The 25,492-nt window shown below is 61.6% G+C and carries 23 protein-coding genes; 12 read left to right on the top strand and 11 right to left on the bottom strand.

Going from position 1 to position 25,492, the window contains the following annotated elements:
• The first annotated feature begins 148 nt into the window (after nt 1-148).
• Genes ACCAA_RS02110 through ACCAA_RS02085 form a run of 6 tightly spaced genes read left to right on the top strand, consistent with a single transcriptional unit; the run spans nt 149 to nt 8,890 of the window.
• Complete coding sequence (locus ACCAA_RS02110) at nt 149-2,719, top strand: N-6 DNA methylase (protein ID WP_186405594.1); 2,571 nt, start codon at nt 149-151, stop codon at nt 2,717-2,719.
• 11 nt (nt 2,720-2,730) lie between these two features.
• Nucleotides 2,731-4,089 carry a restriction endonuclease subunit S domain-containing protein gene (locus ACCAA_RS02105; RefSeq protein WP_186405593.1) on the top strand — a complete coding sequence of 453 codons (1,359 nt, stop codon included), beginning with the start codon at nt 2,731-2,733 and terminating at the stop codon, nt 4,087-4,089.
• Nucleotides 4,086-5,126, top strand: coding sequence for a virulence RhuM family protein (locus ACCAA_RS02100; RefSeq protein WP_186405592.1), 1,041 nt, complete (start codon nt 4,086-4,088; stop codon nt 5,124-5,126). The genes ACCAA_RS02105 and ACCAA_RS02100 overlap by 4 nt, the downstream gene beginning before the upstream one ends.
• Nucleotides 5,123-5,371, top strand: coding sequence for a DNA modification system-associated small protein (locus tag ACCAA_RS02095; protein ID WP_186405601.1), 249 nt, complete (start codon nt 5,123-5,125; stop codon nt 5,369-5,371). Before ACCAA_RS02100 ends, ACCAA_RS02095 begins: the two co-directional genes overlap by 4 nt.
• Nucleotides 5,368-7,368: a DNA sulfur modification protein DndD gene (gene dndD, locus ACCAA_RS02090; RefSeq protein ID WP_186405591.1), complete on the top strand. Its 2,001-nt coding sequence runs from the start codon at nt 5,368-5,370 to the stop codon at nt 7,366-7,368. Before ACCAA_RS02095 ends, dndD begins: the two co-directional genes overlap by 4 nt.
• A complete protein-coding gene (locus ACCAA_RS02085; protein ID WP_186405590.1) occupies nt 7,361-8,890 on the top strand; it encodes a DndE family protein in 1,530 nt (509 codons plus the stop codon). The genes dndD and ACCAA_RS02085 overlap by 8 nt, the downstream gene beginning before the upstream one ends.
• A 130-nt stretch (nt 8,891-9,020) precedes the next feature.
• Here the strand turns inward: ACCAA_RS02085 and ACCAA_RS02080 are convergent, their stop codons facing one another.
• From ACCAA_RS02080 to ACCAA_RS02065, 4 genes are all read right to left on the bottom strand, one after another.
• Nucleotides 9,021-9,503, bottom strand: a complete 483-nt coding sequence (locus ACCAA_RS02080; protein ID WP_186405589.1) for a carbohydrate-binding protein — start codon at nt 9,501-9,503, stop codon at nt 9,021-9,023.
• Between the two features lie 53 nt (nt 9,504-9,556).
• The gene (locus ACCAA_RS02075; RefSeq protein ID WP_245754389.1) at nt 9,557-9,982 is read right to left on the bottom strand and encodes a DUF2934 domain-containing protein; all 426 of its coding nucleotides are present in this window, start codon (nt 9,980-9,982) and stop codon (nt 9,557-9,559) included.
• Between the two features lie 209 nt (nt 9,983-10,191).
• Nucleotides 10,192-13,254 (bottom strand): efflux RND transporter permease subunit, encoded by a 3,063-nt coding sequence (locus ACCAA_RS02070; RefSeq protein WP_186405588.1) that lies wholly within the window; start codon nt 13,252-13,254, stop codon nt 10,192-10,194.
• Entirely contained in the window at nt 13,251-14,387 is a 1,137-nt protein-coding gene (locus ACCAA_RS02065) for an efflux RND transporter periplasmic adaptor subunit (RefSeq protein ID WP_186405587.1), read from the bottom strand. The genes ACCAA_RS02070 and ACCAA_RS02065 overlap by 4 nt, the downstream gene beginning before the upstream one ends.
• A 379-nt stretch (nt 14,388-14,766) precedes the next feature.
• Between ACCAA_RS02065 and ACCAA_RS02060 the strand changes: the two genes are divergently transcribed.
• From ACCAA_RS02060 to ACCAA_RS02050, 3 genes are all read left to right on the top strand, one after another.
• Nucleotides 14,767-16,536 (top strand): TRAFs-binding domain-containing protein, encoded by a 1,770-nt coding sequence (locus tag ACCAA_RS02060; RefSeq protein WP_245754388.1) that lies wholly within the window; start codon nt 14,767-14,769, stop codon nt 16,534-16,536.
• Between the two features lie 45 nt (nt 16,537-16,581).
• Nucleotides 16,582-16,998: a hypothetical protein gene (locus ACCAA_RS02055; protein WP_186405586.1), complete on the top strand. Its 417-nt coding sequence runs from the start codon at nt 16,582-16,584 to the stop codon at nt 16,996-16,998.
• Nucleotides 16,999-17,160: 162 nt separating this feature from the next.
• Complete coding sequence (locus ACCAA_RS02050; protein ID WP_186405585.1) at nt 17,161-17,493, top strand: c-type cytochrome; 333 nt, start codon at nt 17,161-17,163, stop codon at nt 17,491-17,493.
• Nucleotides 17,494-17,652: 159 nt separating this feature from the next.
• On the opposite strand, the gene erpA is transcribed toward ACCAA_RS02050, so the two are convergent.
• The 4 genes from erpA to rplM form a co-directional block, all read right to left on the bottom strand.
• On the bottom strand, nt 17,653-18,003 hold the full coding sequence (gene erpA / locus ACCAA_RS02045; protein WP_186405584.1) for an iron-sulfur cluster insertion protein ErpA: 351 nt from the start codon (nt 18,001-18,003) through the stop codon (nt 17,653-17,655).
• Between the two features lie 153 nt (nt 18,004-18,156).
• Complete coding sequence (argC, locus tag ACCAA_RS02040) at nt 18,157-19,185, bottom strand: N-acetyl-gamma-glutamyl-phosphate reductase (protein ID WP_186405583.1); 1,029 nt, start codon at nt 19,183-19,185, stop codon at nt 18,157-18,159.
• A gap of 93 nt (nt 19,186-19,278) precedes the next feature.
• On the bottom strand, nt 19,279-19,671 hold the full coding sequence (gene rpsI, locus ACCAA_RS02035) for a 30S ribosomal protein S9 (RefSeq protein ID WP_186405582.1): 393 nt from the start codon (nt 19,669-19,671) through the stop codon (nt 19,279-19,281).
• 9 nt (nt 19,672-19,680) lie between these two features.
• Nucleotides 19,681-20,109 carry a 50S ribosomal protein L13 gene (gene rplM, locus ACCAA_RS02030; RefSeq protein ID WP_186405581.1) on the bottom strand — a complete coding sequence of 143 codons (429 nt, stop codon included), beginning with the start codon at nt 20,107-20,109 and terminating at the stop codon, nt 19,681-19,683.
• 677 nt (nt 20,110-20,786) lie between these two features.
• On the opposite strand from rplM, the gene ACCAA_RS02025 reads away from it, so the two are divergent.
• Entirely contained in the window at nt 20,787-21,206 is a 420-nt protein-coding gene (locus ACCAA_RS02025; protein WP_186405580.1) for an OsmC family protein, read from the top strand.
• Between the two features lie 29 nt (nt 21,207-21,235).
• Here the strand turns inward: ACCAA_RS02025 and coq7 are convergent, their stop codons facing one another.
• Genes coq7 through ACCAA_RS02010 form a run of 3 tightly spaced genes read right to left on the bottom strand, consistent with a single transcriptional unit; the run spans nt 21,236 to nt 23,028 of the window.
• Nucleotides 21,236-21,862 carry a 2-polyprenyl-3-methyl-6-methoxy-1,4-benzoquinone monooxygenase gene (gene coq7, locus ACCAA_RS02020; RefSeq protein WP_186405579.1) on the bottom strand — a complete coding sequence of 209 codons (627 nt, stop codon included), beginning with the start codon at nt 21,860-21,862 and terminating at the stop codon, nt 21,236-21,238.
• Nucleotides 21,863-21,907: 45 nt separating this feature from the next.
• Nucleotides 21,908-22,483, bottom strand: coding sequence for a CNP1-like family protein (locus ACCAA_RS02015; protein WP_186405578.1), 576 nt, complete (start codon nt 22,481-22,483; stop codon nt 21,908-21,910).
• Nucleotides 22,480-23,028 (bottom strand): RNA pyrophosphohydrolase, encoded by a 549-nt coding sequence (locus ACCAA_RS02010; protein WP_186405577.1) that lies wholly within the window; start codon nt 23,026-23,028, stop codon nt 22,480-22,482. The genes ACCAA_RS02015 and ACCAA_RS02010 overlap by 4 nt, the downstream gene beginning before the upstream one ends.
• 126 nt (nt 23,029-23,154) lie before the next feature.
• Here ACCAA_RS02010 and ACCAA_RS02005 point away from each other — a divergent pair, with 126 nt between their 5' ends.
• Both ACCAA_RS02005 and ACCAA_RS02000 read left to right on the top strand, forming a co-directional pair.
• Nucleotides 23,155-24,879: a proline--tRNA ligase gene (locus tag ACCAA_RS02005; protein WP_186405576.1), complete on the top strand. Its 1,725-nt coding sequence runs from the start codon at nt 23,155-23,157 to the stop codon at nt 24,877-24,879.
• On the top strand, nt 24,867-25,469 hold the full coding sequence (locus ACCAA_RS02000; RefSeq protein ID WP_186405575.1) for a lytic transglycosylase domain-containing protein: 603 nt from the start codon (nt 24,867-24,869) through the stop codon (nt 25,467-25,469). Before ACCAA_RS02005 ends, ACCAA_RS02000 begins: the two co-directional genes overlap by 13 nt.
• Nucleotides 25,470-25,492: the final 23 nt, after the last annotated feature.

Below are 25,492 nucleotides of genomic sequence, written 5' to 3'. Positions count from 1 at the left end.
CCGGTACATTACGCCTGTCGCGGAACACGGTTGACCAGCGCAGTACGGGCGAAAGGGGGTCGCCATGGCCGAAATGATACCCGCTCGCAAGCCACGAAGCCGCCAACACCCATCAAGAAGAAATCGCCACGAGCCATCAGAAAGCCGCATGAACACCAAAGAACTGATCGACCGCATCTTCAAGGAGCCCGGCATCAAGTTCGAGCTCACCGAGTTCGAAAACCTCGGCAAACCCATCCACGAAGTCCTCACGATCTATCCCAAGGTGGTAGCCACCGGCAAGGATGCAGGGAAAACCAAGTACTACCTGAAGAGCCTCATCCCGTTTTCGACGGGCAATGAAGAGGTGCAGGTCTATGCTGAAGGGGGCAAGTCAGCACCCGAAGAGATCGTCCGCCAGCTATGGGTCTACAAACTGATCCACCAGTACGGCTACCGGGCCAACGAAATCGATCTGGAAAAAGGGGTGCAGTTCGGCACCGAAGTAGGCACCAAGGCGGCGGACATCATCGTCTACTCCGACTCGACCAAAGTGACACCAAAGATCATCGTCGAGTGCAAGCGGCCCAACCGCCGGGACGGCATTGAGCAGCTCAGGAGTTACATGAACGCCAAGGGCGCGCCGGTAGCGGTGTGGTCCAACGGTGATGACCGGGTCATCCTTTACCGGCCCTACCCAGGGCAGTTCGACGACACCCTGTTCGACATCCCGAGGCGCGACGAAGCGCCCAGGGATGTACTCGAAGCCAGCAAGACGCTCCTGCAACTGGGCAAGAACTTCAACTTCAAGAAGATCATTCAGGGCCTCGAAGAGCTGGTGCTGGCGGATAGCGGCAAGGACGAGTTCAACGAAATCTTCAAGCTGATCTTCGCCAAGATCTGGGACGAGAAACAGGCTCTGGAGAACCGGCCGAACAAGGTCGTCGAGTTCCGCAAGGCCCTTGATCCTGAAATTACCTACGACCGCATCAATAACCTTTTCCACAAAGCCTGCGAAGAGTGGCCGGGGATTTTCAAGGAAGGCGAGGACATCGAGCTGGCCAAGCGGCACCTGCAGGTATGCGTCGGCCCGATCGAGGGCGTGCGCCTGATGGGCTCGAACTTGCGCATCATGGATGACGCTTTCGAATACCTGCTGCCGACCGAGGCGAAGAAGAAGAAAGGGCAGTTTTTCACGCCGCGCCAGGTGGTCGAGATGTGCGTACGCATGCTCAACCCGAAACGCAGCGAGTATGTCATGGACCCGGCCTGTGGTTCGGGCGGATTCCTGCTGCACGCCATGGACTGGTGCTACCCCGCCAACGACAACGAGCAGCGCGAGCTGCGCAAACACCGCTATGCGGCCAAATATCTTTGGGGAATCGACTTCGAGCAACGGGCGGCCAAGACTTCACGCGCGCTGATGCTCATTGCCGGCGATGGCCACACCAACATCTTCGGCCCGGATGTCAGCAGCCTCGATCCGCGTACCTGGTACGAAAACGCCTCCGGTCAGGCGCTGATGTCCGGGCTGCGGCAAGCCAGGCTGACAGCGAAGAAGATCCCCGAAGGCGAAACGCTCAAGGACGACGACAAGGCCTGGGAGTATTTCGATGAACTGAGATTCGACGTGATCCTCGCCAATCCTCCTTTTGCGGGAGAAATGAAGGACCGCAAGATGCTCGCACACTACGAGCTGGCCAAGCGGGCCATCAGGCGCGCCGGCGACGACAAGGCAGCGAAGGAAGAGCGCGACGTGCTCTTCATCGAGCGCATCCTGAAGATGCTCAAGCCCGGCGGCCGTGCCGCCATCGTGTTGCCGCAGGGCAAGTTCAACAACTCCTCGCTGGCCTTCATCCGCGAATGGATTCTCAAGAAAGCCCGGCTGCTGGCGGCCCATGACGGCGACGACGACGTTCCGGATGACGCCATCCCCGAGGCCGTCGCCGACCTCATCGCCGAAAACTTCAGCGAGGCTGAATCGGACGAAGCTACGGCCAACGGCGAGGAAGAGAGCGATGAAGGAAGCGAGAAGGCATCCCCTGCCGAGGACCGCCTGGCGGCGGCCGAAGAAAAGCTGCGCAGCCTCAAAGCCGCGCTGCTGAGCGCCAAACAGAAGCTGATGGACCTCGACAGCGATGCCGAAGCGCTGACGCAGAAACAAACCCAGGAAATCGAAGCACTGACCACGCAATGGACGGGGGTGAAGAGCGCACTGCGCTTGCAGCTTCAGGAGGTCCGGCTGGCCTACAAGGTCAGCGTGCAGAAGCTCAAAAACACACAGAAAGATCAGCAGAAAGTGATCAAGGCCGAAATCAAGGCGCTCGAAAAGCAGATTCCACGGGCCGAGATCGATCTGAAGCTGCTCAGCAATCGCGGCAAGCTGGAGCTGGTGCTGGCCGACGAGGAACTGATCGGCACGCTCAAGGAGCGCTGGATCGCCGCCGAAGTGGCCAAGCAACTCGATTACCCGATTTTCATGGCGGTCAGCGAGCGCGGCGGTAAGGACAACTCCGGCGACTACAAGTACACGCTCGATGAGCAAGGCAGCCTCGTCGAATTCCCCGATGGTCACCCGCAGGAAGGGCAACTCGTCATCGATCAGGATTTGGTCAACTACGACTTGCGCGCCGCCGACCTGGCCGACGCGGCCGGAATTTCCGACGATCAGCTCTGCGTGGCGGAGGCGTTTGTGCGCTTCGCTCAGGAGCAGAAGTTCAATTTCTGGGGGCAGCAATAATGGCCATCTGCATGACCGCGATGACCAGCGAACTCTATAGCCACTCGCGCTCTGATCCGGAGTATTTCTTGCCGAGTCATACACGAGTGGAAGCAGATCTGTGTGCCGTGCCGACACTCCCGCTGCGAAAGCTCGGGCAGTTTTCATGCAGCGCCTTCTATCCAGCCGCAACGCATCTCTACGCATCGGATGGAGTGCCATTCCTTCGCTGTGTGGACATCGTCGATTTTCCTCTCATTTCACCGGATCAACCGTTCGCCCGGCTTCCTGCATCTTTCGCGGATGAACATTCAACGATTCGCAGCCTGCATGCCGGTGATGTCGTGATTAGTAAGGTTGGCACGCCCTGCTATGCAGCACTTCTGGCCGAGGACATGCCGCCTTCTGCAATGACTCGCACGGTACTCGGAATGTCGCAAATTGACCAAAGCGTCATCGACCCGTACTACCTGATTGCCTTTCTCAGATCCCGGCACGGTTTCGATCAGTTGATGCGAGAGCGTGAACTGACGATTCAATACCAGTTGACCCTGGAACGTACGCGCAAAATCAAGGTATATGTCCCCGAACGCCAAGTGCAAGAAATCGTTGGCGACATGGTTCGGCGTTACTACCGTGCCTTGCGTGCCAGTGTCGCGGCCTCTTCTTCAGCGCGGCACATGATTGAAGCCGCGCTTGGCCTGGATAAGCTGGCTCTTCACAAACCAGTGGGCTACACCGCGCAGTTGAGCGAGGTTGAAGAGTCTCGACGTTTGGACGCCGAACACTACTTCCCTGCATTTCGGGCGTTCAGAGGTGGATTGCCGGCAGGCTTGGCTCTGTCGCCTCTTTCCGGACACCTTGACTTCTGCCAGCGAGGTAGACAACCCGCCTACGTAACGACGGGGCTCCCTGTCATCAACTCGAAACACGTTCAGCAGAACCGCGTGATTGAAGAGGACAATCGCTTTGCATTGGCAAATCCGGACGCTAATTTGCAGATTCGCTTCGGTGATACCCTCTTGAACGGCACCGGACGAGGAACTCTTGGGCGCGCCGCGCCGTATCTTGGCGACAAGTTGGCGGTTCCCGACAACCACGTCACCATCATCCGATCCGCAAGCCTGGACCCGGTCTTCCTGTCCCTTTATCTCAACAGCGCAGCAGGGCAGATGCAGGTCGAAATGCATCAGCGCGGCACATCGGGGCAACTTGAGCTTTACCCCTCAGACATCCGAAGGTTCCTTGTTTGGGCCGCGCCAACTGGATTTCAGCGGGAAGTTCGCGACCTCCACGATAAAGCGGCTATGGCAGAACGCGAATCTCGTCGCCTTCTCGAAGAAGCCAAGACCCGCGTCGAACAACTCATTGAAGCGGCCGTCAAGCCATGAGTCAGAAGCCAACCAACCAGAGCGACGGGATCGAGCGCGGCGGCCAGTTTCTGGTTTACGAGGCGGAAGACGGCAAGCTCAAGATCGACGTGCGGCTGGAAGATGAAACCCTCTGGTTGCCTCAGGCACAACTGGCCGAGCTGTTCCAGACCAGCCAGCAGAACGTCAGCCTGCACATTCAGCACATCTACGAGGAAGGCGAACTGCCGCCGGAGGCAACCCACAAGAAATACTTGTTGGTTCGCTCCGAGGGCGGGCGCGAGGTCAAGCGCCTGGTCGATCACTACAACCTCGACATGATCATCTCGGTCGGCTACCGGGTGAAAAGCCACGTCGCCACGCGCTTCCGCATCTGGGCCACGCAGCGCCTCAAGGAATACATCGTCAAGGGCTTTACGCTGGACGACGAGCGGCTGAAGAACCCGCAGCAACCCTTCGATTACTTCGAAGAGCTGACCCGCCGCATCCAGGACATCCGCACTTCGGAGCGGCGCTTTTACCAGAAGATCACCGACATCTATGCGACCAGCGTCGACTATGACCCGACGCTGGAGATCAGCCTCACCTTCTTCAAGACCGTGCAGAACAAAATGCATTGGGCGATCACCGGCCAGACTGCCGCCGAGATCGTCCATGCGCGGGCCGATGCCGAAAAGCCGAATATGGGACTGACCACCTGGCGCGGTGCCAAGGTGCGCAAGCAGGATGTCGGCATCGCCAAGAACTATCTGGCCGAAGACGAACTGCGGGCCTTGAACAACCTGGCGGAGCAGTACCTGATCTTCGCCGAGGGCCAGGCCATGCGGCGCATCGTTATGCACATGCGAGACTGGATCAGGAAGCTCGATGCCTTCCTGAACATCAACGACCGCGACATCCTGACCCATGCCGGGAAGATCTCGCATGAGATGGCCCAGCAGCGCGCGGAAAAGGAATACGAGTTGTATCACCAGCGACGGATCGAGGAACAGGGGCGCATCGGCAGCGACTTCGATCGGATGACGAAGCAATTGACGAACGACAGGAAGAAATCATGAAGATGACCCTGGAGGACTCTCGGCTGTTGGCGGATCTGTGCGACCAGCACGGCGTCAGCCCGGACAAGGTCCTGAAACTGCTCGATGCCGTGCGCGAATACGAGTTCAAGGATCGGCGCACGGGCGTGTACGACGCGCTGCGAGAGATTCTCAAGAGCACCCCAGCACGCAGTGGCGGGCGGCCAGCGGCCAGCATGAGTGACAGGCCAGACATCGATCGGTTCGTCAAAGAGAACGCGCAATGAAGTTCCGCAAGCTGACCATCGAGAACTACAAGTCCTTTCAGTTTCCGACCGAGATCGTCTTTCCCATGGGCGAGGACGGCCGCAGCATCTTCCTGATTGGCGGCATGAACGGCGCGGGCAAGACCTCGATCATGGAAGCCGTGACTTACTGCCTTTATGGCGGCAAGGCCGACGACATTTTCCGCCACATCAACCGGCGCGAGAAAGCCAAGGGCAATGCCAACGTGGCCTTCGAGATCGTCATCGAAATGGACGACGGCTCGGAACTGGTCGTCAAGCGATCGTGGACGGCTGGCGCGATCAGCGAGCCCCGGCCGCGCGACCTGACCGAGCGGCTGGTGGTGGTGCGCGACGGCAAGCGGGTGTCTGTGCAGAATCAGGAGATTTGGCAGGACTTCATCCGCGCCGCGATTCCGCCGGGAATCACGCAATTCTTCTTCTTCGACGGCGAAAAGATTCAGGAGATTGCGGCGGACGACCATTCGGAAGTGCGCCTGAAATCCTCGCTGGAAGCGGCGCTGGGTATTCAGTACATCAACCGCCTAGCCAGCGATATCATTTACATCAAGCAGGAGGAACGCAAAGGCTTTGTCGAGATTTCCGACGAGGATCTGGAGTTCAAGCAAAGCGAACTGAAGCGCGAGAAGAGCAAGCTGGCGCGAAAAGTTCAGGAACGGGAGTCTCTGCGCTTGGAGCTGGAGGGCTTCAAGGGGCAGTTGGACGAAGCCAGGAAACGCTTCGAGGCAAGTTTCCACGCCGCTCCGGAATCGCGGGAAGCGATGCGCGAGCAGGAGAAAAAGCGCGTATCAGCCGCCAACCGGCTCGCGCAGGTAGAGAGCGAGATTCGCGGTCTATGCGAGAAGGTGCTGCCGTTCAGCATCGCCGGCAAGGTGTTCGATGGCATACGACGGCAGATCGACGCTGAACGCGAGTTGGCCAGCGGCGAGGCCATCAAAGAGAATGCCGCCACGCTCGCCAAGCGGATCGTTCGCGTCGTCGAGGAGCCAGAACCGATCTACACCGAGAAGCTGTCCGCCGAGCGCATGGCCGAACTGGAGCGGCGCATCTTTCGGCTGCTCAAGGAAGGCGATCCAGGATCGGATATCACCAAGGTGCTGGACCTTTCTGAGCGCGACGCGGCGCGCGTGTTGAACCGTATGGAGGCTCTGGACGGTAGTGACGTCTTTCTCCTGAAACCCTTGCTTGACGAAGCGCGCGGTCTGGAGGTACAGAAACGACAGTTCGAGGGCTTTGGTCAAGGCGGTGCGCTGACGTCCACTGAGCGTGACTTGTTTGACGAACTACAGGGCATGATGGAGGGTTGCTCGACGCAGATCGGGCGCAAGACCGAGCAACTGCGCCTGGTCGAGGAAGACATTTTGACGCTCGGCAAGAAGATCCGCGACATCGAGGTGGAGATCGAGAAACTCTACGAGAAGCACCACATCTCGAAGGAGAAAGCAGAATTCATCGAAGAATGCGACGCGATCGCCAGTGTGCTGAATCAGTTCATCGTCCGCCTGCGCAAGAACAAGGTGCATCTGCTCCAGGAAAAGACCTTCGAGATGTACCGGCTGCTTTCCAGCCGTAGCGGGCTGATCAAGGACATTACCATCGACGACAAGACCTACGAGGTCCGAATCACTGACCGCAACGGCCACCAGATTCGCAAGTCGTCGATGGCGGCCGGCGAAAAGGAAGTGTTCGCCGTGTCCCTATTGTGGGGACTGGCGCAAACCAGCGAACTCAAACTGCCGATCATCATCGATACCCCCCTGTCGCGCCTCGACAGCACGCACCGCGACAACATCGTGAACCACTATTTCCCCAACGCTGGCGAGCAGGTGGTCATCCTTTCGACCGACACGGAAATTGACACCAACTACTACCGATCGCTGAAGCCACGGCTGAGCGGTGCCGGCTGTCTGGAGTTCGACCAGAGACAGGAGCTGACGACGTTCCGCAAGGGTTACTTCTGGGAGAAAAACCATGGCTGACCGTCTCTACACCTCAAGCGAGGCCGATGAAGTACTGAGCGCGCTCCGTTTCCAGACCAAACTGGAAAAGGCCACGCTGGCGCGGATCGCCTTCACGCTGTCTTTGGTGAAGGAGGGATCGAGGGTTGCGCAAAGCCCGAGCTTCAGCGGCGGTGAAATGAAGCGGCCGACCTTCGTTGGTGAAGATGAGGTGTTTCTACGCACGCTGATTGCTCACACCTACGGCAAACGGGATTTCAGTGAGGATGAATTTTTCTCCAATCGATCGATCGTCAAGAACCACGTCGACAGCGGTGCTGCGCTGCTGGCGCAGATGTTCCACGAGACCGGCGACAGCGGCGAGGCCCTGATCCGACGGCTGGTGGATGAGGTGGAATTCGCCGGCCGGCGCGAGCAACTCGGCAGTGGCCTCGATATCTTCATCGGACGGACTCTATTGCAGCGGACCGAGCTGGTCATGGAATTGAACAACACAACCAGACACGCCAATTCGCACTTGGCCATCATGGGCAAGCCCGGCGTCGGCAAGACGCAGTTTCTCCTGAAAATACTGACCGACATCCGTATACAGTCGAGTTTCCAGATCAACTTCGTCTACTTCGATTACAAAGGAGACGTGGTTGATAACGCAAGGTTTCTGGAACTGGCGCGGGTGCAGCCCTTCCGCTTGCTGCAAGGCGGGCAAAGTCTGCCGATCAATCCTTTCATCCTGCCGGCGTACGACGAGCAAACGATCAACGTATCGGCGCGCGAGAAGGCCGAGAGCTTTGCGTCGATCAGCAGCAAGCTTGGCGTCGTGCAGAAGGGCGCACTGACGGAGGCGATTCGGGCCGCCTACGCCAAGCGGGCCGGTTCGGCCACGCCCTATCCGGACTTCCCCGACGTTCTCGAAATCGCTGCAGCGGCGTACGAAGAGGACGGCAAGAAGGACGACAGTCTTATTGAGGTCCTGCGCGACCTGTCCGACTTCGATCTGTTCTGGCGCCATGGCAGCGAAGGCGCACCCATGGACCGAGTCGCCAACCGAACGATGCTGATCGACGTGCACGCGATGCCCGTCCTCAAGGAACTGGTGGCGTACCTCGTCATCGAGCGGCTCTACAAGGAGATGGCCACTCTGCCCGATAGCCCCGTGATGGAGGGCCGGCGGACGATTCGAACCATCCTGGTCATCGACGAGGCCCACAACTACCTCAGCCAGAAGAACATGTTCCTCCAGCGCATAATCCGCGAGGGACGTTCCAAGGGCGTCGTGGTCTTCTTTGCCAGCCAGTCGCCCAATGACTACCAGCAGAAATTTTTCAACTTTCAGGAACTGCTGGAATTCGCGTACATCTTCCAGTGCGACGGCGTTGCGGCGGCGTCGGTTCAAGACATCCTCGGGTGCAGCGCCAGGACGGCGAGAGAGCTGCAGACCGAGATAGCGCGACTGGAGCCGTGGCAGGTCATTGCACGCGGTCAGCAGAAGACGGAGGAGTTTGTGAAGTTTACCGCTGAGGCGTTCTACAAGAGCTACTCGTGATGCGACGTGGCTCTCCGCCGCGACACAGAATCAGCCCGTCCTCCTGCCGGAGCCACGAGTTGCGGCCCTTACAGACAGGGTTGCAGCCGGCCGGGCGAAAACGCGGCCAGCCGCGCTCATCGTGCCCCGATCAGGCGACGCGAAGCTGGGCCAGAGAAGCGACCGCGTCGTTGTTGCCGTCGTTGCCGATGTCCGGGGTAATGATCAACTCGAGCACCTTGACCCCGGCAAGCTCGACTTGATGCTCTTCGGTCTCGGAAGTCGACGCTTGCGGGCTGAAGTTCCATTGCTGTCGGACGATCTCCCGAAACGATTGTCCGCCGTCGGCAGACCAGCGCAGCAGATACTCCTGCGTCCGCTGCACGGACGTCTCGAAAAAGCTGATCCGTATTTTACGCAGCCGCTGCGGCTGCGTAAAAAGGATCCGGATCGACTGCTTGCCGGGCGCCGCGGCGCGCCATCCGCTGCCTTCACCGGGCAAGAGAGCGGATTCGATGGGATAGGCGGGGTCTTCGGAGGTGATTTCCACCTCCGCCAGTTGCTCGATATCGAGCCAGTCGGCAGGCGCCGGTGGGCTACCTTGCTTGACGTCGGTGATCAGTCGCTTGCGCATTCGTTCGTCCTCGTTGTCAGTGGCGCACGATCCGCAAAGCGGACCGCACGTTGCTAGGCTGCCGTTTCGCCGAGTTGAGCGGCAATCTCCTGCTCGGCAAGCGCCCAGTAATGCGTATCACAGCCCTGGAAACCATTCCTTTCGGCGATGAAATAGGCTGCCGACTGGACCATTAGATAGCGTTCCTCGGCACTTGGCTTCGCCGGCGCTGGTGTCAGGTCTGGCGTGACCGTCTCGGCCGGTGTGGCCGCGGCGATGATGGTGACCGGCGCCGCTGCTGTCTCGGCTGCAGGAGGCGGCTGGGTTGCGATCTCCGGCGTCTGGACGGCTTTCCTGGCTGGCGTTTTTTTCTCGGCGGCCGCCGGTGGCGCTTTCTTGACCGCCGGCGTCTTGCTTGCCTCGCTGGCAGTCGGCGCGGCGCTCGCTGCGGTCTTCTTGGCAGCGGTCGCCCTCTTGGGCGTGCTCTTTTCTTCCATCATGATAATCCTCTTGTCGATGTGGGTGGAGTGCGGGGAGTGAGTGCTTCTGGAGCGGTTGTGGCTAAGCACAGTGTACGCTTGCAGGATAGAAAAAACAGGTCTGCCGGTCAAGGCGCGTGCAGAAAAGTGCCTGGAGCGACTGATCTCGCCCGCCGGATCGATGGTCTCCCGACGCTGTTGAAGGGGCTGAGCGGCCACCCGCTTGCCAATCACCCCTGCCGCTTCGGGCGCAGCCTCTTCAGGTGCCCGACAGCGTCGTCGACGTAGGTGAAGACGACCGGGATGACCAGCAGGCTGAGGAAGGTCGAGGTGATCAACCCGCCGATGACGACGATGGCCATCGGCGCGCGGAAGCTGGGGTCGGTGCCGAGGCCGATGGCGATCGGCAGCATTCCGGCGCCCATGGCGACGGTGGTCATGATGATCGGTCGGGCGCGCTTGCGGCAAGCGTCGAGCAAGGCGTTCCAGCGGTCCAGGCCGTGTTCGCGGCGGGCCAGGATGACGTAGTCGACGAGCAGAATCGAGTTCTTGGTGGCGATCCCCATAAGCATGATCAGGCCGATCATCGAGGGCATCGACAGCGCCGTTCCGGTGACGAAGAGCGCCAGGAAAGCGCCCGGCACCGAGAGGACGAGGGCCGCGAGAATGGTTGCCGGCTGGACGAAATCCCTCAGCAGCAGGACCAGCACGATGTAGATGCAGAGCACTCCGGTGAGCATCGCCAGACCAAAGCTCTGGAACAGTTCGCCCATCGCCTCGGCGTCGCCGACCGTGCTCTGCATGATCCCCGGCGGCAGGTCTTTCAGGCTGGGCAGGGCGAGCGTGTTCTTTTCGACTTCGCCCAGCGGCTGTCCGTTGAGTTCGATTTCGAAATTGATGTTGCGCAGGCGGTCGTAGCGGTCGATCTCGGCCGGGCCGCCGGAGAGGCGCAGGCTGGCGACGCTGCCGATCATCACCGGGCCGTTCTTGCCGGCGACGGTCAGGCGTTCGAGCAGGCCGAGATCCTGGCGCGCTGCCGGCGGCAGCTTGACGACGATGGGGATCTGGCGCTGCGCGAGGTTGAGCTTGGCCAGGCTCTGCTCGTAGTCGCCGGCAGTGGCGATGCGCAGCACGTCGGCGATGGCTGCCGTGGTGACGCCGAGGTCGGCAGCGGCGGCAGAATTCGGCCGCACGACGAGTTCTGGACGAACCAGGCTGGCGGTCGTGGTGATCGCGCCGACTCCGGGGATGGTCCGCAATTCGCGTTCGACGGTGCGGGCGTGTTCGTCGAGCAGCGGGCCGTTCTCGCTGGCCAGCACGAGGACGTATTTCTCGTTCGATCCGCCGAGGCCGACTTTCACCTGGGCGCCGGGCAGCAGCGTCAGGGCCTCGCGCAACTGCCGCTCTACCTCCTGCTTCTTGACCCCGCCGCGTTCGCCACGCGGCGTCATGTTGATGGTCAGTGTCGCCTTGCGCACCTCGGCGGCCCCACGCGCGGCAAACGGGTCGCTGCCCGTCGCGCCACCGCCGATGGCGGTGTAGACCATTCTCACGTACGGATTCTTCTCGACCATTCGCCGGGCTGCTTCGGCGGTGGCGAGCGTCTCCCGGAAAGTGCTGCCGGGCTGCAGCGACAGGTAGACCTGCGTCTGCGACAGGTCGTCCGGCGGCACGAAGCCGGTCGACAGCAGCGGCAGCAGGGCGAATGAGCCACAGAAGAATATGGCGGCGGTGAGGGCCGTCGTCAGCCGGTGCCTGAGACACCAGGTGGCCCAGCCGGTGTAGATGCGCAGCCAGCGCGGTTCGCCGGGTGTTGTTTTTGGTGGTCGCAGGATATAGGCGGCCATCATCGGCGTCAGCATGCGCGCGACGACGAGTGAGAAGAAGACGGCAATCGCCGCTGTCCACCCGAAGTGGACGAAAAACTTGCCCGCCACGCCGCTCATGAAAGCGGTGGGCAGAAAGACGGCGATCAGCGCGAAGGTCGTCGCGATGACCGCCATTCCGATCTCGTCGGCGGCTTCCATCGCCGCCTGATAGGGCGTCTTGCCCATGCGCAGGTGGCGCATGATGTTCTCGATTTCGACGATGGCGTCGTCGACCAGGATGCCGACGACCAGCGACATCGAAAGCAAGGTGACGACGTTGAGCGTGAAACCCATCAGATGCATGGCGGCAAAGGTCGGGATGATCGACAGCGGCAGCGCGGTGGCGGAAACGAAAGTCGCCCGCCAGTCGCGCAGGAAGAGCCAGACGACGATCACCGCCAGGATGGCGCCCTCGATCAGCAGCCACATCGACCCCTCGAAATTGTCCACTACCGGGTCAACGAAATTGAAGGCCTCGGTGATCGTGATGTCGGAGTGCTCGCGCTTGAGTTGCTCCAGTTTGCTGCGCACGCCATCGGCGACCTCGACTTCTCCGGCGCCGCGCGCGCGGACGATCTCGAAACCGACGACCGGCTGACCGTTGAGGAGCGCTGCCGAGCGCTGCTCAGCGACCGTGTCGCTGACCTTCGCCAGTTCGTTCAGGCGAATCCGGCGGCCGTCGGTGAGCGCAATTTCCATCGCGCCGAGTTCCTCGGCCGACGCGACCGTGGCGATGGTACGCACCGACTGCTCGGCGCCGCCGATATCGGACTGGCCGCCGGAAGCTTCCTGCTGCGTTTGCCGCAACTGGCGCGAAACGTCGGCGGCCGTGGTGCGCAAGGCGAGCAGGCGGGCCGGGTCGAGCTCGATACGGATTTCGCGGCTCACCCCGCCGACGCGCGACACGGCGCCGACGCCGCGGACACTCAGAATGGCCTTGGTGATGGTGTTGTCGACGAACCAGGAGAGCGCTTCGCCGTCCATCCGGCTGGAAGCGACGGTATACGTCAGGATCGGCGCTCCGGCGAGGCTGACCCTGGCGATCACCGGGTCTTTGAGGTCGCCCGGCAGATCGGAACGGATGCGCGAAACGGCATCGCGCACGTCGTCGACAGCCTCCTGGCTGGGCTTCTCGAGGCGGAATTCGACGGTGACCGTTGCCGTGCCATCCTGCACCTTGGTATAGATGTGCTTGACACCCTGCAGCGTGGCGACCGAGTTCTCGATCTTGCGCGCCACTTCGGTTTCCATCTGCGCCGGTGCAGCTCCGGGCAGGCTGGCAGTGACCGTGACCGTCGGCAGGTCGACGTCCGGGAACTGCTGGATCTTCATTCCGCGGAAGGCCATCAGCCCGAGCACGGTGAGCAGGACGAAGAGCAGAATCGACGGAATCGGGTTCCTGATCGACCACGAGGAGACATTCATGGCTGTCGGCCGGCAGCGATGACGCGTACCGTGTCGCCGTCGGCGAGAAATGCGCCGCCGTTGGCGACGACCTGCGCGCCAGCGTCGAGCCCGCTGGTGATCTCGATTCGGTCGCCGCTACGGCGGCCAGTGCCGACCTTCGTTTGCACGACCCTGGCCAGGGTGTTGCCGGCCGACTCGCTGGCGGAGCCGCCGCCCGAGTCGAGGCGGAAAACGTAGGCAAAGCCCTCGCGCAGCAGGACCGCCGACTGCGGTAGGGTCAGCGCCGGGCGCTGCGCCAGCTCGAAGCGGCCGCGGGTGAACATGCCGGCCGCGAGCGCCCGGGCGGCCTGCGGCGTCAGGTCTACGTAGATCAGTCCGTTGCGCGTCTGCGGGTCGACGGTCGGCGCAACGGCACGGACGATGCCGGCGACGCTGCCGCCGTCAGGCGTTTCCAGGCGTGCGGTCAGACCGGGTTTGAAGTGCGCCAGTTCGGCGGCGGTGACTTCGGCGCGCCATTCGAGCCGCCCACCGCGTATCAGGCGAAAAAGCTCCTGGTCGGGCTGCGTCAGCGAACCGACGGTGGCGCTGCGCGCCGAGATGATGCCGTCGTCAGGCGCGAGGACTACGGCCCGGGCGCGCCGCAACTCGGCCGAGTGCAGGCGTGCCCTGGCAGCGTTCAGCCGGGCAAGCGCCGTATCGGCGGCGGTCTGGCTCTGAATCCCCTGCTGCGGGCTGTAGAAGCCCTTGTCGCGTAATTGCCTGGCGCGCTCGTTGTTGGCGCCTGCCTCGGCCAGCGTTGCCTCGGCTTCGGCCACTGTGGCGCGCGTTTCAGCCAGTTCGCTGTCGACCGTATCGCTGGCGATGCGCGCCAGCACGTCGCCCTTCCTGACCCGGTCGCCGACGTTGGCACGCACTTCGGTGATCCGGTAATTGCTCAGTTCAGGGCCGATGATCGCTTCCTGCCAGGCAGCGATATTACCGCTGGCGGCGATCGTCAGCGGCCAGTCGAGCGCTTGCGGGGTGGCGGCGGTGACGGTCAGCGCCGGTTTCGTGGTCGGCGTCTTGCTTGGTGATGCCGCCTTGTCCTGACAGGCGGCGAGCGCGACGGTGAGCAACAGGGTCGCCAGCAGCGCCACAGGGGTCTTGTTCATTGCGTGTTTTCTGACTCGATGGAGGGGCGTGGAAGTAAGCGGCAACGCCTGGTTTACCGACATTGTCGCCCAGATTCGCCGCTGTCGTGTGGTCAGCGCTTGCAGGGCGCGTCTCCGACATTGACAGCGTCAGCATCGCGACGGTCATTGACCTCGACGACAAGACCCGTGCTTGGGGTGAGCGGTCGAAGGTTGGGGCGAGGAACGCAGCCCAACAGCGAAGGGCAGGGATTACGTTGGCGTTCCTTCGTCACCCCAGCCTACGGAACGCGACGAGCGCAGCGGCCGGACGGCCAGATCGGAAAGTTTGCGATCAAGTCAAGGCTTGCTAGACTGAAGCCGCAGTCCTCGATTGACCATCGACCGGCAGGAGGTAGTGATGAGCAAGCGCGCACTTGATAGTGGCCTCAACAACGTCTGGTACGAACTGGGCGTTCGCCACGCGCTGCGCGCGCGCGGCGTGGTGCTGGTGCGGGGACCGCGGCCCAACCAGCCCTTCGACATCTACACCGACCGCAAGCTGCACTACTCGCTGCGCGACGGAGCGCCCGACCCGGCGACCCTGGCGGCGGACCGTCACGCCATGACCGAGATGGTGCGCGCCAGCATGGCCAGTTCGACGCGGCGCAAGGTGAGTCCGGTCTTTCAGTTGATCCCCAACCTCGAGCAGCCGGAATGGCGCCGCCTGCTACTCGCCGAGCGCAACGAGTTCTCCGACGCGTATGCCAGTTGGGCTAGCCGAATGGAAGTCGCGCGGCAGAGAAACCGGCCCGGCGACATCCTGCTGCTCGCCGACGAAACGCCGATGCGGGCCTTGCACGTGGAAGCCAAGCGCTGCGCCGGTAACGCCTTGCTCAAGCTCAAGCAGTACGATCTGGCGCTTGAACAGTTCGAACGGGCCCTCGACATCGACAGCGACGACAAGATTAGCCGCGAGAAGAAGTCTCTCTGCCTCAGTCGCCTGGGACGCTTCGAAGAAGCGCGTGAATGGGTGCGTCAGCTCACCGATGACTATCCGCAGGATGCCGAATGCTGGGCGCAGGCCGGCCGCGTTGAGAAGGACAACTGGATGGCGCGCTGGCGGCAGGCGGAGCTGACTCCGGCACAGATGCACGCGGCCGCCAGCGACGAGGACGCCGCTCTCGGCGAGGCGATCGATCCCTATTACCGGGCCTTCGTCGCCGACCCAACGCATCATTATGCAGGCATCAACGCGCTGACGCTGCAAGTGCTGCGCCAGCACTGCGCAGGCGACAGCGAGCAGACGGTGATCGAGCGGCTGATCGGCGGCGTGCAGTGGGCCAGCCTGACCGCGCAGGAGCGCAACCGCAAGGACTACTGGGCGCGCGCCAGTTTTGCCGAGCTGTGCCTGCTGGTCAAGCCGGTCGACAGCGTGCGCAAGGAGTACGGCAATATGGTGGCGGCGGCCAATCGTGACTGGTTTGCGCTGGAATCGAGCCGCCTGACGCTGACCCTGTTCCAGGACATCGACTTTCGCCCCGCCGAGACGGCGGTGGCTCTGGGCATTGTCGAACGTGAGATCGCGCGCAGCAAGCCACCTGTCGAGCCGAGGCAGGTGCTGCTCTTCAGTGGGCACATGATCGACCCCGCAGGCCGTGTACCGCCGCGTTTTCCGGCCGAGCGCGAGGCCCTGGCGGCCGAGAAGATCGGTCAAACCCTCGACCAGCTCGGCGTCGGTACCGAGGATCTGGCGCTAGCGCAGGCGGCTAGCGGCGGGGACATGTTGTTTCTCGAAGCGTGTCGGGCGCGCGGCGTCCGCTTGCAGCCGATGTTGCCCTTCGACGAGCCGGAATTCATCGAGCGCTCGATCCTTCCCGCCAGCAACGGCGAGCGCTGGCGCGAACGCTACTTCAACCTGCTCGCCACCCTCGAAGAGGCGCCGTGGATCATGCCCATTGAAATCGGCGCCCTGCCCAGGAGCGCGAGTGGTGAAGAGGCGAACGCCTTCGAGCGCTGCAATCTGTGGCTGCTATACACCGCGCTCGCCTGGGGGGTGAGCAAAGTGCGTTTCATTTGCCTGTGGAATGGCGGTGGTGGCGACGGGCCGGGTGGAACGGCGCACATGTACAACGAAGTGAAGCGCAGGACCGGGCGGGTGAGCTGGCTCGACACGCGCACCCTGTGGTGAACCCGTTCGCTTGATGGGCGAGAATTCAGAGAGAGGAGAGCACAGATGAACTGGCGTCACTGGCTGTTACCGTTGGCCATCAGAATCCTGCTGCTGAGCACGGGACATGCGCTCGGAGCACCGCCGGCGCTCACGGCCGTGGGGGAGATCATCCATGTCAGCGCTGGAATCGGCGAGGATGATGCGATCGAAGTCGAGATGCTGCGGCGTCTGCATAACCTGGAACTGGTTTTTGCATTGCAGGGCAGTGGATCGTACGTCGCCGACGTCAAGGTGAGCGTTTACAACGCGGCGGGTGCGAAAGTGCTGGCCGCGCAGTCGCCTGGGCCGCTATTTTTCGCGACGCTGCGACCCGGACAATACCGGGTCGACGCCGAGTTCCGGGGCCGCGTGCTGAGCAAGGTGACCAGCGTCACGCAGGCCGGGCGCCGGGACCTCTATTTCTACTGGGCAAGCGAGTAGGCTGCGAGCGCATGGTCGGACGAAAGGCGGCCAGGCGCGAGTCGGCGAATACAGGTCCTCCGGTCTTCGGATAGAATGCCGAAATCCCGATGTGCTCCTCAACCTGCGTGAATGGTGAATGCGGCCTCTCGTTGCAATCACTTCTTGACTGACTGCCGCTCCATGCCGTTTCCCCTCGTCTTCGCGCTGCTACTCTGGTCGACAACCGCTTATGCGCAGGCGGTGCTGGAGCTTGCCGCGCCCTCGCCCGAGCGCCGGAGGGAGCTTGTCCATCTCGTCCGTCAGGACTGCGGCTCGTGCCACGGCATGACCTTGCAGGGCGGTCTCGGCCCCCCGTTGACGCCCGCCGCCCTACGTGACAGGCCGGTCGACTCGATGGTCGCCACAATCTACGGTGGTCGGCCGGGGACGCCGATGCCGCCGTGGCATCGCTTTCTGAGCGAGGCAGAGGCGCGCTGGATCGTCGAGCAGTTGCGGGCGGGCTTTCCGCAGTAGGCCAGCCGGGCCGAGGTTGTCGCTCGCAACTCGGGCGTGTTCGTTCGGCCATGTTGGGTTACGGCCTGCGGCCCAACCCAACCTACGAGCTTGTCGAAGGAGCCAATAAACATGGGCCAGCGGAGCAGCGCACGCTGCTCCGCTGGCCCGCTGGGTAAGCTAGACCGAGAACGACGAGCCGCAACCGCAGGTTGATGAGGCGTTCGGGTTCTTGATGACGAACTGCGAACCCTCGAGGCCCTCGGTGTAGTCGATTTCGGCGCCGACCAGATACTGGTAGCTCATCGGGTCGACGAGCAGGGTGACGCCATCCTTCTGCAGCGCCGTATCGTCGTCGTTGGCAACCTCGTCAAAGGTAAACCCGTACTGAAAACCCGAGCAGCCACCACCGGTGACAAAGACGCGCAACTTCAAGTCCGGATTGCCTTCTTCCTCGATCAATTCCTTCACCTTGCCGGCCGCGCTCTCGGTAAAGACAAAGGGCAAGGGTATTTCTGTCGCTGCATTCATGGGTGAATCCTCCTGAATCTGATCTCTATGGCCTCATCCGACCCCCGCCTCAGGCAGGAGTTCCAGAGAGGCCTACATTCGCCGGTGTCCTGTGCGGCTGGCGACCGAATAATCATAACAGCTTTGTCGCCCTGCTGAAGCGGGATTCGATCGTCAGGGAAGCACCGCCAACTGCGCCAGGCCCTCTGTTTCCGGCAGCCCGAACATGATGTTCATGTTCTGCACCGCTTGGCCGGCAGCGCCCTTCACCAGGTTGTCGATGACCGAAAGGACCACCAGAACGTTGCCTCCCTGAGGACGATGCACGGCAATACGGCAGACGTTCGCGGCGCGCACCGAACGCGTGTCGGGATGCGATCCGGGCGGCAGGATATCGACGAAGGCTTCGCCACCGTAGCACTGCTCAAACAGTTGCTGGAAGTCAGCTTCCCCCTTGATGCGCGCGTAGAGGGTCGCATGGATGCCGCGAATCAACGGCGTCAAATGCGGTACGAAGGTCAGGCCTACGGGGTGTCCGGCCATGGTCGACAGACCTTGCTGAATCTCCGGCAGGTGGCGGTGTCCGGAAACCGCATAGGCCTTGAAATTGTCGGCAGCTTCAGCGAACAGGGTGGCGATTTCCGCCTTGCGGCCAGCGCCCGACACGCCTGACTTGGCGTCGGCAATCAACTGGTCCGTCTCGACCAGGCCTGCCTCGACCAGCGGCATGAAGCCCAGTTGCACCGCCGTCGGATAACAGCCGGGGTTGGCGACCAGGCGAGCGTTACGGACGGCGGCACGATGGTATTCCGGCAGTCCATAGACCGCTTTTTCGACCCATTCCGGGCTGGCATGCCGCATTCCGTACCAGCGCTCCCACTCGGCCACGTTCTTGATGCGGAAATCAGCCGCCAGGTCGATCACGCGGACTCCCGCGTCGAGCAGGGCCGGCGCCTGTTCCATCGCCACACCGTTCGGCGTGGCAAAAAAAACCAGATCACAGTTTCTCAGATTGGCCTTTGCGGGATCTTCAAATTTCAGATTCACTCGCCGCCGCAAGCTCGGAAACATGGTTGCAACGGGGATCCCCGCGTCGCCGCGAGAGGTAATGGCCACGACCTGCACCTCGGGATGCTGGGCAAGCAAGCGCAGTAATTCGACACCCGTGTAGCCGGTGCCGCCGACGATTCCAATCCTGATCATGAGAGCCTCCGCGATAGCCAGTAATGATAGTCTCGACCTTCTGAAAAAACAAAAGCCGCCCTCGGGCGGCTTTTGTCGTTCGGCTGGATTCGATCAGCGCTTGGAGAACTGCTTCCGACGACGTGCCTTGTGGAAACCGACCTTCTTGCGCTCGACTTCACGAGCGTCGCGGGTGACAAAACCTGCCTTGGACAGTACCGGTTTCAGAGACGCATCGTATTCGATCAGCGCCCGCGTGATGCCATGCCGTACCGCGCCGGCCTGGCCGGATTCGCCGCCACCGCCCACATTGACCAGGATGTCGAAGCCCGTCAGTTGCTCGACCAGTTGGAGCGGCTGGCGGACGATCATGCGCCCCGTAACGCGGGTGAAGAACTCATCGACAGGTTTGCCATTGACGACAAAATTGCCGCTGCCGCGCTTCATGAATACGCGCGCCACGGCGCTTTTCCGCCGACCAGTGCCATAGAATAAATTTTCAGCCATGGTGATCCCTTAGAGTTCCAGAGTTTTCGGCTGCTGGGCCGCATGCGGGTGGGTTGCGCCCGCATAGCACTTCATTTTCTTGATCATTGCGTAACCGAGCGGTCCCTTCGGGAGCATGCCCTTGACGGCCTTTTCCAGGACGCGCCCGGGGAAACGCTGCTGCATCTTGGTGAAGTTCGTTTCGTAAATTCCGCCCGGATAGCCCGAGTGGCGATAGTATTTTTTGTCTTCGGCCTTGTTGCCGGTCACGCGCAGCTTTTCGACGTTGGTGACGACAATGTAATCGCCTGTATCAACGTGAGGAGTGAATTCGGGCTTATGCTTACCACGCAAGCGGCGAGCAATCTCGGTCGCAAGGCGTCCGAGCACCTTGTCCGTTGCGTCCACCACAAGCCACTCGCGCTTCACTTCATGCGATTTGGCGGAGAAAGTCTTCATCAAAAACGCCGTCCTTTTTGCCTGATAACGGAAAGCCCAGCATCTTAGGGCAAAGCCGCAACTCGTGTCAATCGCTGTTTCCTTTTCACGCACCGTAGATCTGTGGCCCGGCGATCCTTGCATCACCGGCAAAAAAAAGCGCGGCTCGTTGGAGCCGCGCTAAATCCACACCAAAGGAGGAGGGTGGAGGAGACAAGCGGGAGAAGCCCAAGGCAAGCAATCAGTAAGGAACCACTTCATGACGCCGCTTCCGTTGAAAAGATTATGGCTCATCCAAGTGGAAAGATCAAGTATTTTTGGTGCGTTGCGCCATTATTTGTTCCGGCGGCGGACTGGCCCTGGCAGTGAGTCTGAAAGCAATTATGGTTCAGATGTTTGCTATCTAAATATGAGATAGATTTCACAATATGCAACTTATTAAGACGTTCTGAAGGTCGAAAATACAGACCGAAATGGTGCGGTGCAGCATGTGTGGTGAGGGGCTGCGAACCGATGCTCCTGGTGCCACGGAGTACGGATCACGGAACTGGCGGTGGCGCTCGAATCGTTGCTTGCAGCCGCGTCGAAGGCATCCGCCGCTCACTCGCGCCCGCCTCGCTGCGTGTCGCATGGCGCCTTTGATGCGATCATTGGGCATTGACGCGCTGTCGCGTTCGTTCGAAGAAAGGGAGCAGGCCATGGAATGCAAGGTGAAGTGGACCGGCGACGGGATGTCTTTTGTCGCTGAAACGGGGAGTAACCACACCGTCGTGATGGATGGCGCGCCGGAGGCCGGCGGGCGCAATCTGGCGCCGCGGCCCATGGAACTGCTACTCGCGGGGACCGGTGGGTGTACCGCGTTCGACGTGGTCCTGATTCTGAAGAAAGGCCGTCATGCCGTGACCGGATGTGAAGTGAGCCTGCAGGCCGAGCGCGCCGAGGTCGAGCCAAGGGTATTTACCCATCTGCATTTCCACTTCCGCGTGACCGGCAAGCAGTTGAAACCCGAAGCAGTTGCGCGCGCCATCGATCTGTCCAGGGAGAAGTACTGCTCGGCTTCGATCATGCTCGCCAAGACCGCCGAGATCACGCACGACTTCGAGATCGTCGAGGCCTGACGGGGGGCGGGCAAGCTGGGGACCTGGCGTCAGACGTAGTAGGCGGTGCGAGTCATCATCCGCGATGCTATGGTCATGGCTTTTCGGGCGGCCGCGGGCAACTCGCGTGCGCCGAGACGGACGGCGGTTTCAGCGTGTGAAATCTCGTCGAGCCTCATCTGCTTGACGATCGCGCGCGACTTGATGTCCTGCGCCGGCAGAGCGCTCAGATGATCGTCGAGGTGCGCCTCGACCTGTCGTTCGGTTTCGGCAAGAAACCCGAGACTCCAGGGGTCGCCAAGCTTGCCGGCGCCCACTCCGAATGCCAGTGCGCCAAGGTACCAGAGCGGGTTCAGCAGGCTCTTGCGTCCTCCCAGTTCGACCAGGCGACGCTCCGTCCAGGCCAGATGTTCGGTCTCCTCGTCAGCGGCTTTCTCCAGAGCCTGGCGAAGTACCGGATTACGACAGGCCAGTGCCTGTCCCTGGTAGAGCGCCTGCGCGCACACCTCGCCAACGTGATTGACCCGCATCAGCGCGCTGGCGTGGTTCCGCTCTTCGCTGGACAGTCCACCTTCCGCCTCCTGGCTGCCGGGCACCTCACGGGTCGTCGCTGCGGGCGCGAAAAGGGTCCGCAGAGCCTTGTCAAACTCGATGAGAAATCGGTCGGTGATGATCATGGGTCCGTTGTTCGGTGGCCGTTCAGCTTCCAAACGTGGTTGCTGCTAGTGCTGCCTGAGCGATGGGTCGCCGCCAGAGCGAAGTATCCGGCGTGCGTCATCGGCATCGCGAAGGAATGTGCCGATCGGGCAGAAATAGTCCTTGTAAAGCGCGGCGTGATGTCGATTGAGAGAATTTTCCCCGATTCGCGTCCACTGATCGTTGCGTGCCTTCGACCAGGTCTCGTCGGAGCGGCCCAGGGCATAGAGCCGGCGCTCGCCCGTTGCACAGCGCATGCCTTCGTAACTCACGTTTCGGGCCCCGGAAGGACTGATGATCACCACCGTAAAACGCACCACGCCGTCGGCCGCCACGCTCAGGGACTCGCCGTCGATCATGAACTTGTTGTCACTGGCCGAACTGACAAAAAAAGGAATCAGGTTCTCGGGCTGTGGAAACGGCGGCAGTTGCGCGGCAATTTCCTGCCAGGGTTTTTCGTCGACATCACGGTCGGCGCTGGCTGTGAAACCTGCGCACGGAAAAGCCACGGCCAGGACGCACAGCCAGCGTGCGATTCTCCCACTCGCCGGCAGATGGAGGGTTGCCAGGGTCAGCCTTGGCGCAGGCAGCAAACGATTCATCCCTTTTTTACGCTCTCGGGAGCCAGAAAGGCTTCTCGGTCGTGCCCGGCAGGCGGCCGGGTACGGCGGTGGTCTGCGTTGAGGAAACGCGCCAACTCGTTCAGGGCCTGCTCATAGACCCTGCGCTTGAACTCGATCACCGCGTCAAGGGATACCCAGTAGGTGTTCCAACGCCAGGCGTCGAACTCGGGATGATCGCAGGCGCGCAGCGATACGTCGGTGTCCCGGCCAACCAGACGAAGCAAGAACCAGATCTGTTTTTGCCCTCGGTAACTGCCACGCCACTCGCGTCTTACCCAATGAGTCGGCACGTCGTAACGCAACCAGTCCTTGGTCCGCCCGAGGATATGCACATGCTCGGGCAGCAAGCCGATCTCTTCATGCAGTTCCCGGTACATCGCCTGTTCGGGCGTCTCGCCCCGGTTGATTCCACCCTGCGGGAACTGCCATGAATGCTCTCGAATACGCTTGCCCCAGAACACCTCGTTCTTGGCGTTACAAAGAATGATGCCGACGTTCGGGCGATAGCCTTCACGGTCAAGCATTTATAGCACCTGCAAATTGTTTGATTGAACGCATTTTTTCACATTTCCATGAGCTTGGAAAGCAAACCGTCACTCTCGCTCCGACTCGCGTAAAATCGCGCTTTCCTCCTTCGCCGCCCGAATGCCATGCGCACGTCCCGCTTTTTCCTGTCCACGCTGAAAGAGGCACCGTCTGACGCGGAAATCATCAGCCACCAGCTCATGCTGCGCGCCGGCATGATCAAGCGCCTCGCCGGCGGGATATACACCTGGATGCCGATCGGTCTGCGCGTGATGCGCAAGGTCGAGAAGATCGTCCGTGAGGAAATGGACCGATCCGGCGCGATCGAGCTGTCGATGCCGGCTGTGCAGCCAGCCGAGCTGTGGCAGGAATCCGGGCGCTGGGACAAGTACGGTCCCGAGTTGCTGCGCTGCAAGGACAGGCACCAGCGAGACTTCGTCATCGGCCCCACCCACGAAGAAGTGATTACCGACGTGGTGCGCAAGGAAGTGAAGAGCTACCGTCAGTTGCCGCTGCATTTCTACCAGGTCCAGGTGAAGTTTCGCGACGAGATCCGGCCGCGTTTCGGCATCATGCGCGGACGCGAATTTCTCATGAAGGACGGCTACTCCTTTCACAGCAGCTTCGCCGATCTGCAACGCGAATACCGCAATATGTTCGACACCTACACGCGAATTTTTACTCGCCTTGGACTGAAGTTCCGGGCGGTGGCTGCCGACACCGGCTCGATAGGCGGGACCGGATCGCACGAGTTTCACGTCCTCGCTGAGTCGGGAGAGGATGCGCTGGCCTATTGTCCGGACTCCGGTTTTGCGGCCAATGTCGAGTTGGCAGAGGCTCTGGCGCCGTCGGAGCCCCGCGCTGCGGCGTCTGCTGCGCTGGAGAGGGTTGCTACGCCGGGCCGTACGCGCTGTGAGGATGTCGCCGCGCTGCTCGCCCTGCCGCTGACGCGGACGGTCAAGGCGATCGCCATCGTCCTGACCTCGGCGACCGGTGCTTCGGGTCAGTTCGCCCTGATTCTGCTGCGCGGCGATCATAATCTGAACGAAATCAAGGCCCAGAAGACCGTAGGCGACTTTCGCTTCGCACGCGACGACGAGATCCAGACGGCTCTGGGATGTCAGCCGGGCTATATCGGGCCGCTGGGTGTGGGCGCCTTGCCGGTTTTTGCCGACCGCAGTGTGGCGGTGATGAGCGACTTCGTTTGCGGCGCCAATGAAGCAGGCTTTCACCTTGTCGGCGTCAACTTCGGCCGCGACCTGGCGGAGCCGGCGATCATCGCCGATCTGAGAAATGTCATCGCCGGCGATCCATCTCCCGATGGCGAAGGCAGGCTGGAACTATGCCGTGGCATCGAGGTTGGGCACATCTTCCAGTTGCGTACCAAATACGCCGAGGCGCTAAAGTGCAGCTTCCTCGACGAAGGTGGCCACAGCCGGATCATGGAAATGGGCTGTTACGGCATAGGCGTGACACGTATCGTCGGCGCGGCGATCGAGCAGGGTCACGACGAGCGTGGGATCGTCTTCCCGGCGGCCATCGCCCCGTTCGAGGTATGTATCGTTCCCATGGGCTACGCCAAGAGCGACGCGGTGAAGGCCGCTGCCGATGCGCTGTACGCCGAACTGACCGGCGCCGGCATAGACGTGCTGCTCGATGACCGCAATGAGCGGCCCGGAGTGATGTTTGCCGAAATGGAACTGATCGGCGTCCCCCATCGGGTGGTCGTCGGCGATCGTGGGCTTGCCCAAGGCAAGCTCGAGTACAAGGGCCGTCTGGACGCAGAGTCGCAGATGCTGCCCGTAGCCGAAGTCGGCCAGTTCCTGAAAGGCAGGCTTTGCGCCGGCTGACGGCACTCGTCGCGCTGCTCGTCCCGCTGGCGGCGCACGGTGGCGCGCAGCTCTATGAACCGCTGTCGGCCAGCGTGCAGGCGGCCCTGTCGCGCGCGGTCTCCGATCAGGCGCCAAGGAAAAGTTCGTTTCAGGATTCAATGGCGGCGATCGACTGGCTGGCCGAGATGTCACGGCGCCTCGAGAAGCGCATCCCGGACCGTGAAAGTCGTCTCGAATTCCTGCGTTCGGTGCATTACGAAGCGACGCGCGCCGGTCTCGACCCGCAACTCGTTCTCGGACTGGTCCAGGTCGAAAGCGGTTTCAAGAAGTACGCCGTGTCCAGCGCCGGCGCCCGCGGTTTCATGCAGGTGATGCCTTTCTGGGTCAAGCTGGTCGGCGGCAGTGAAGACAATCTTTTTCATTTGCGCACCAACCTGCGCTACGGCTGCACCATTCTCCGCCACTATCTGGACATCGAACGCGGCGACCTCTATCGCGCGCTGGGTCGCTACAACGGTAGTCTTGGCCAGCCCGGCTACCCGAACATGGTGCGCGCCGTATGGGATCAGCAATGGTCCTACACGCGGAGCAAGCTCGCGCTGCGCTGAACCGCCGGGTTGGTGTGAAAGTC

It is taken from the genome of Candidatus Accumulibacter aalborgensis (assembly GCF_900089955.1).
Classification (GTDB): Bacteria; Pseudomonadota; Gammaproteobacteria; order Burkholderiales; family Rhodocyclaceae; genus Accumulibacter; species Accumulibacter aalborgensis.
Note: the sequence above shows the minus strand (reverse complement) of the source record. Positions and strands in the feature narration are given on the sequence as shown.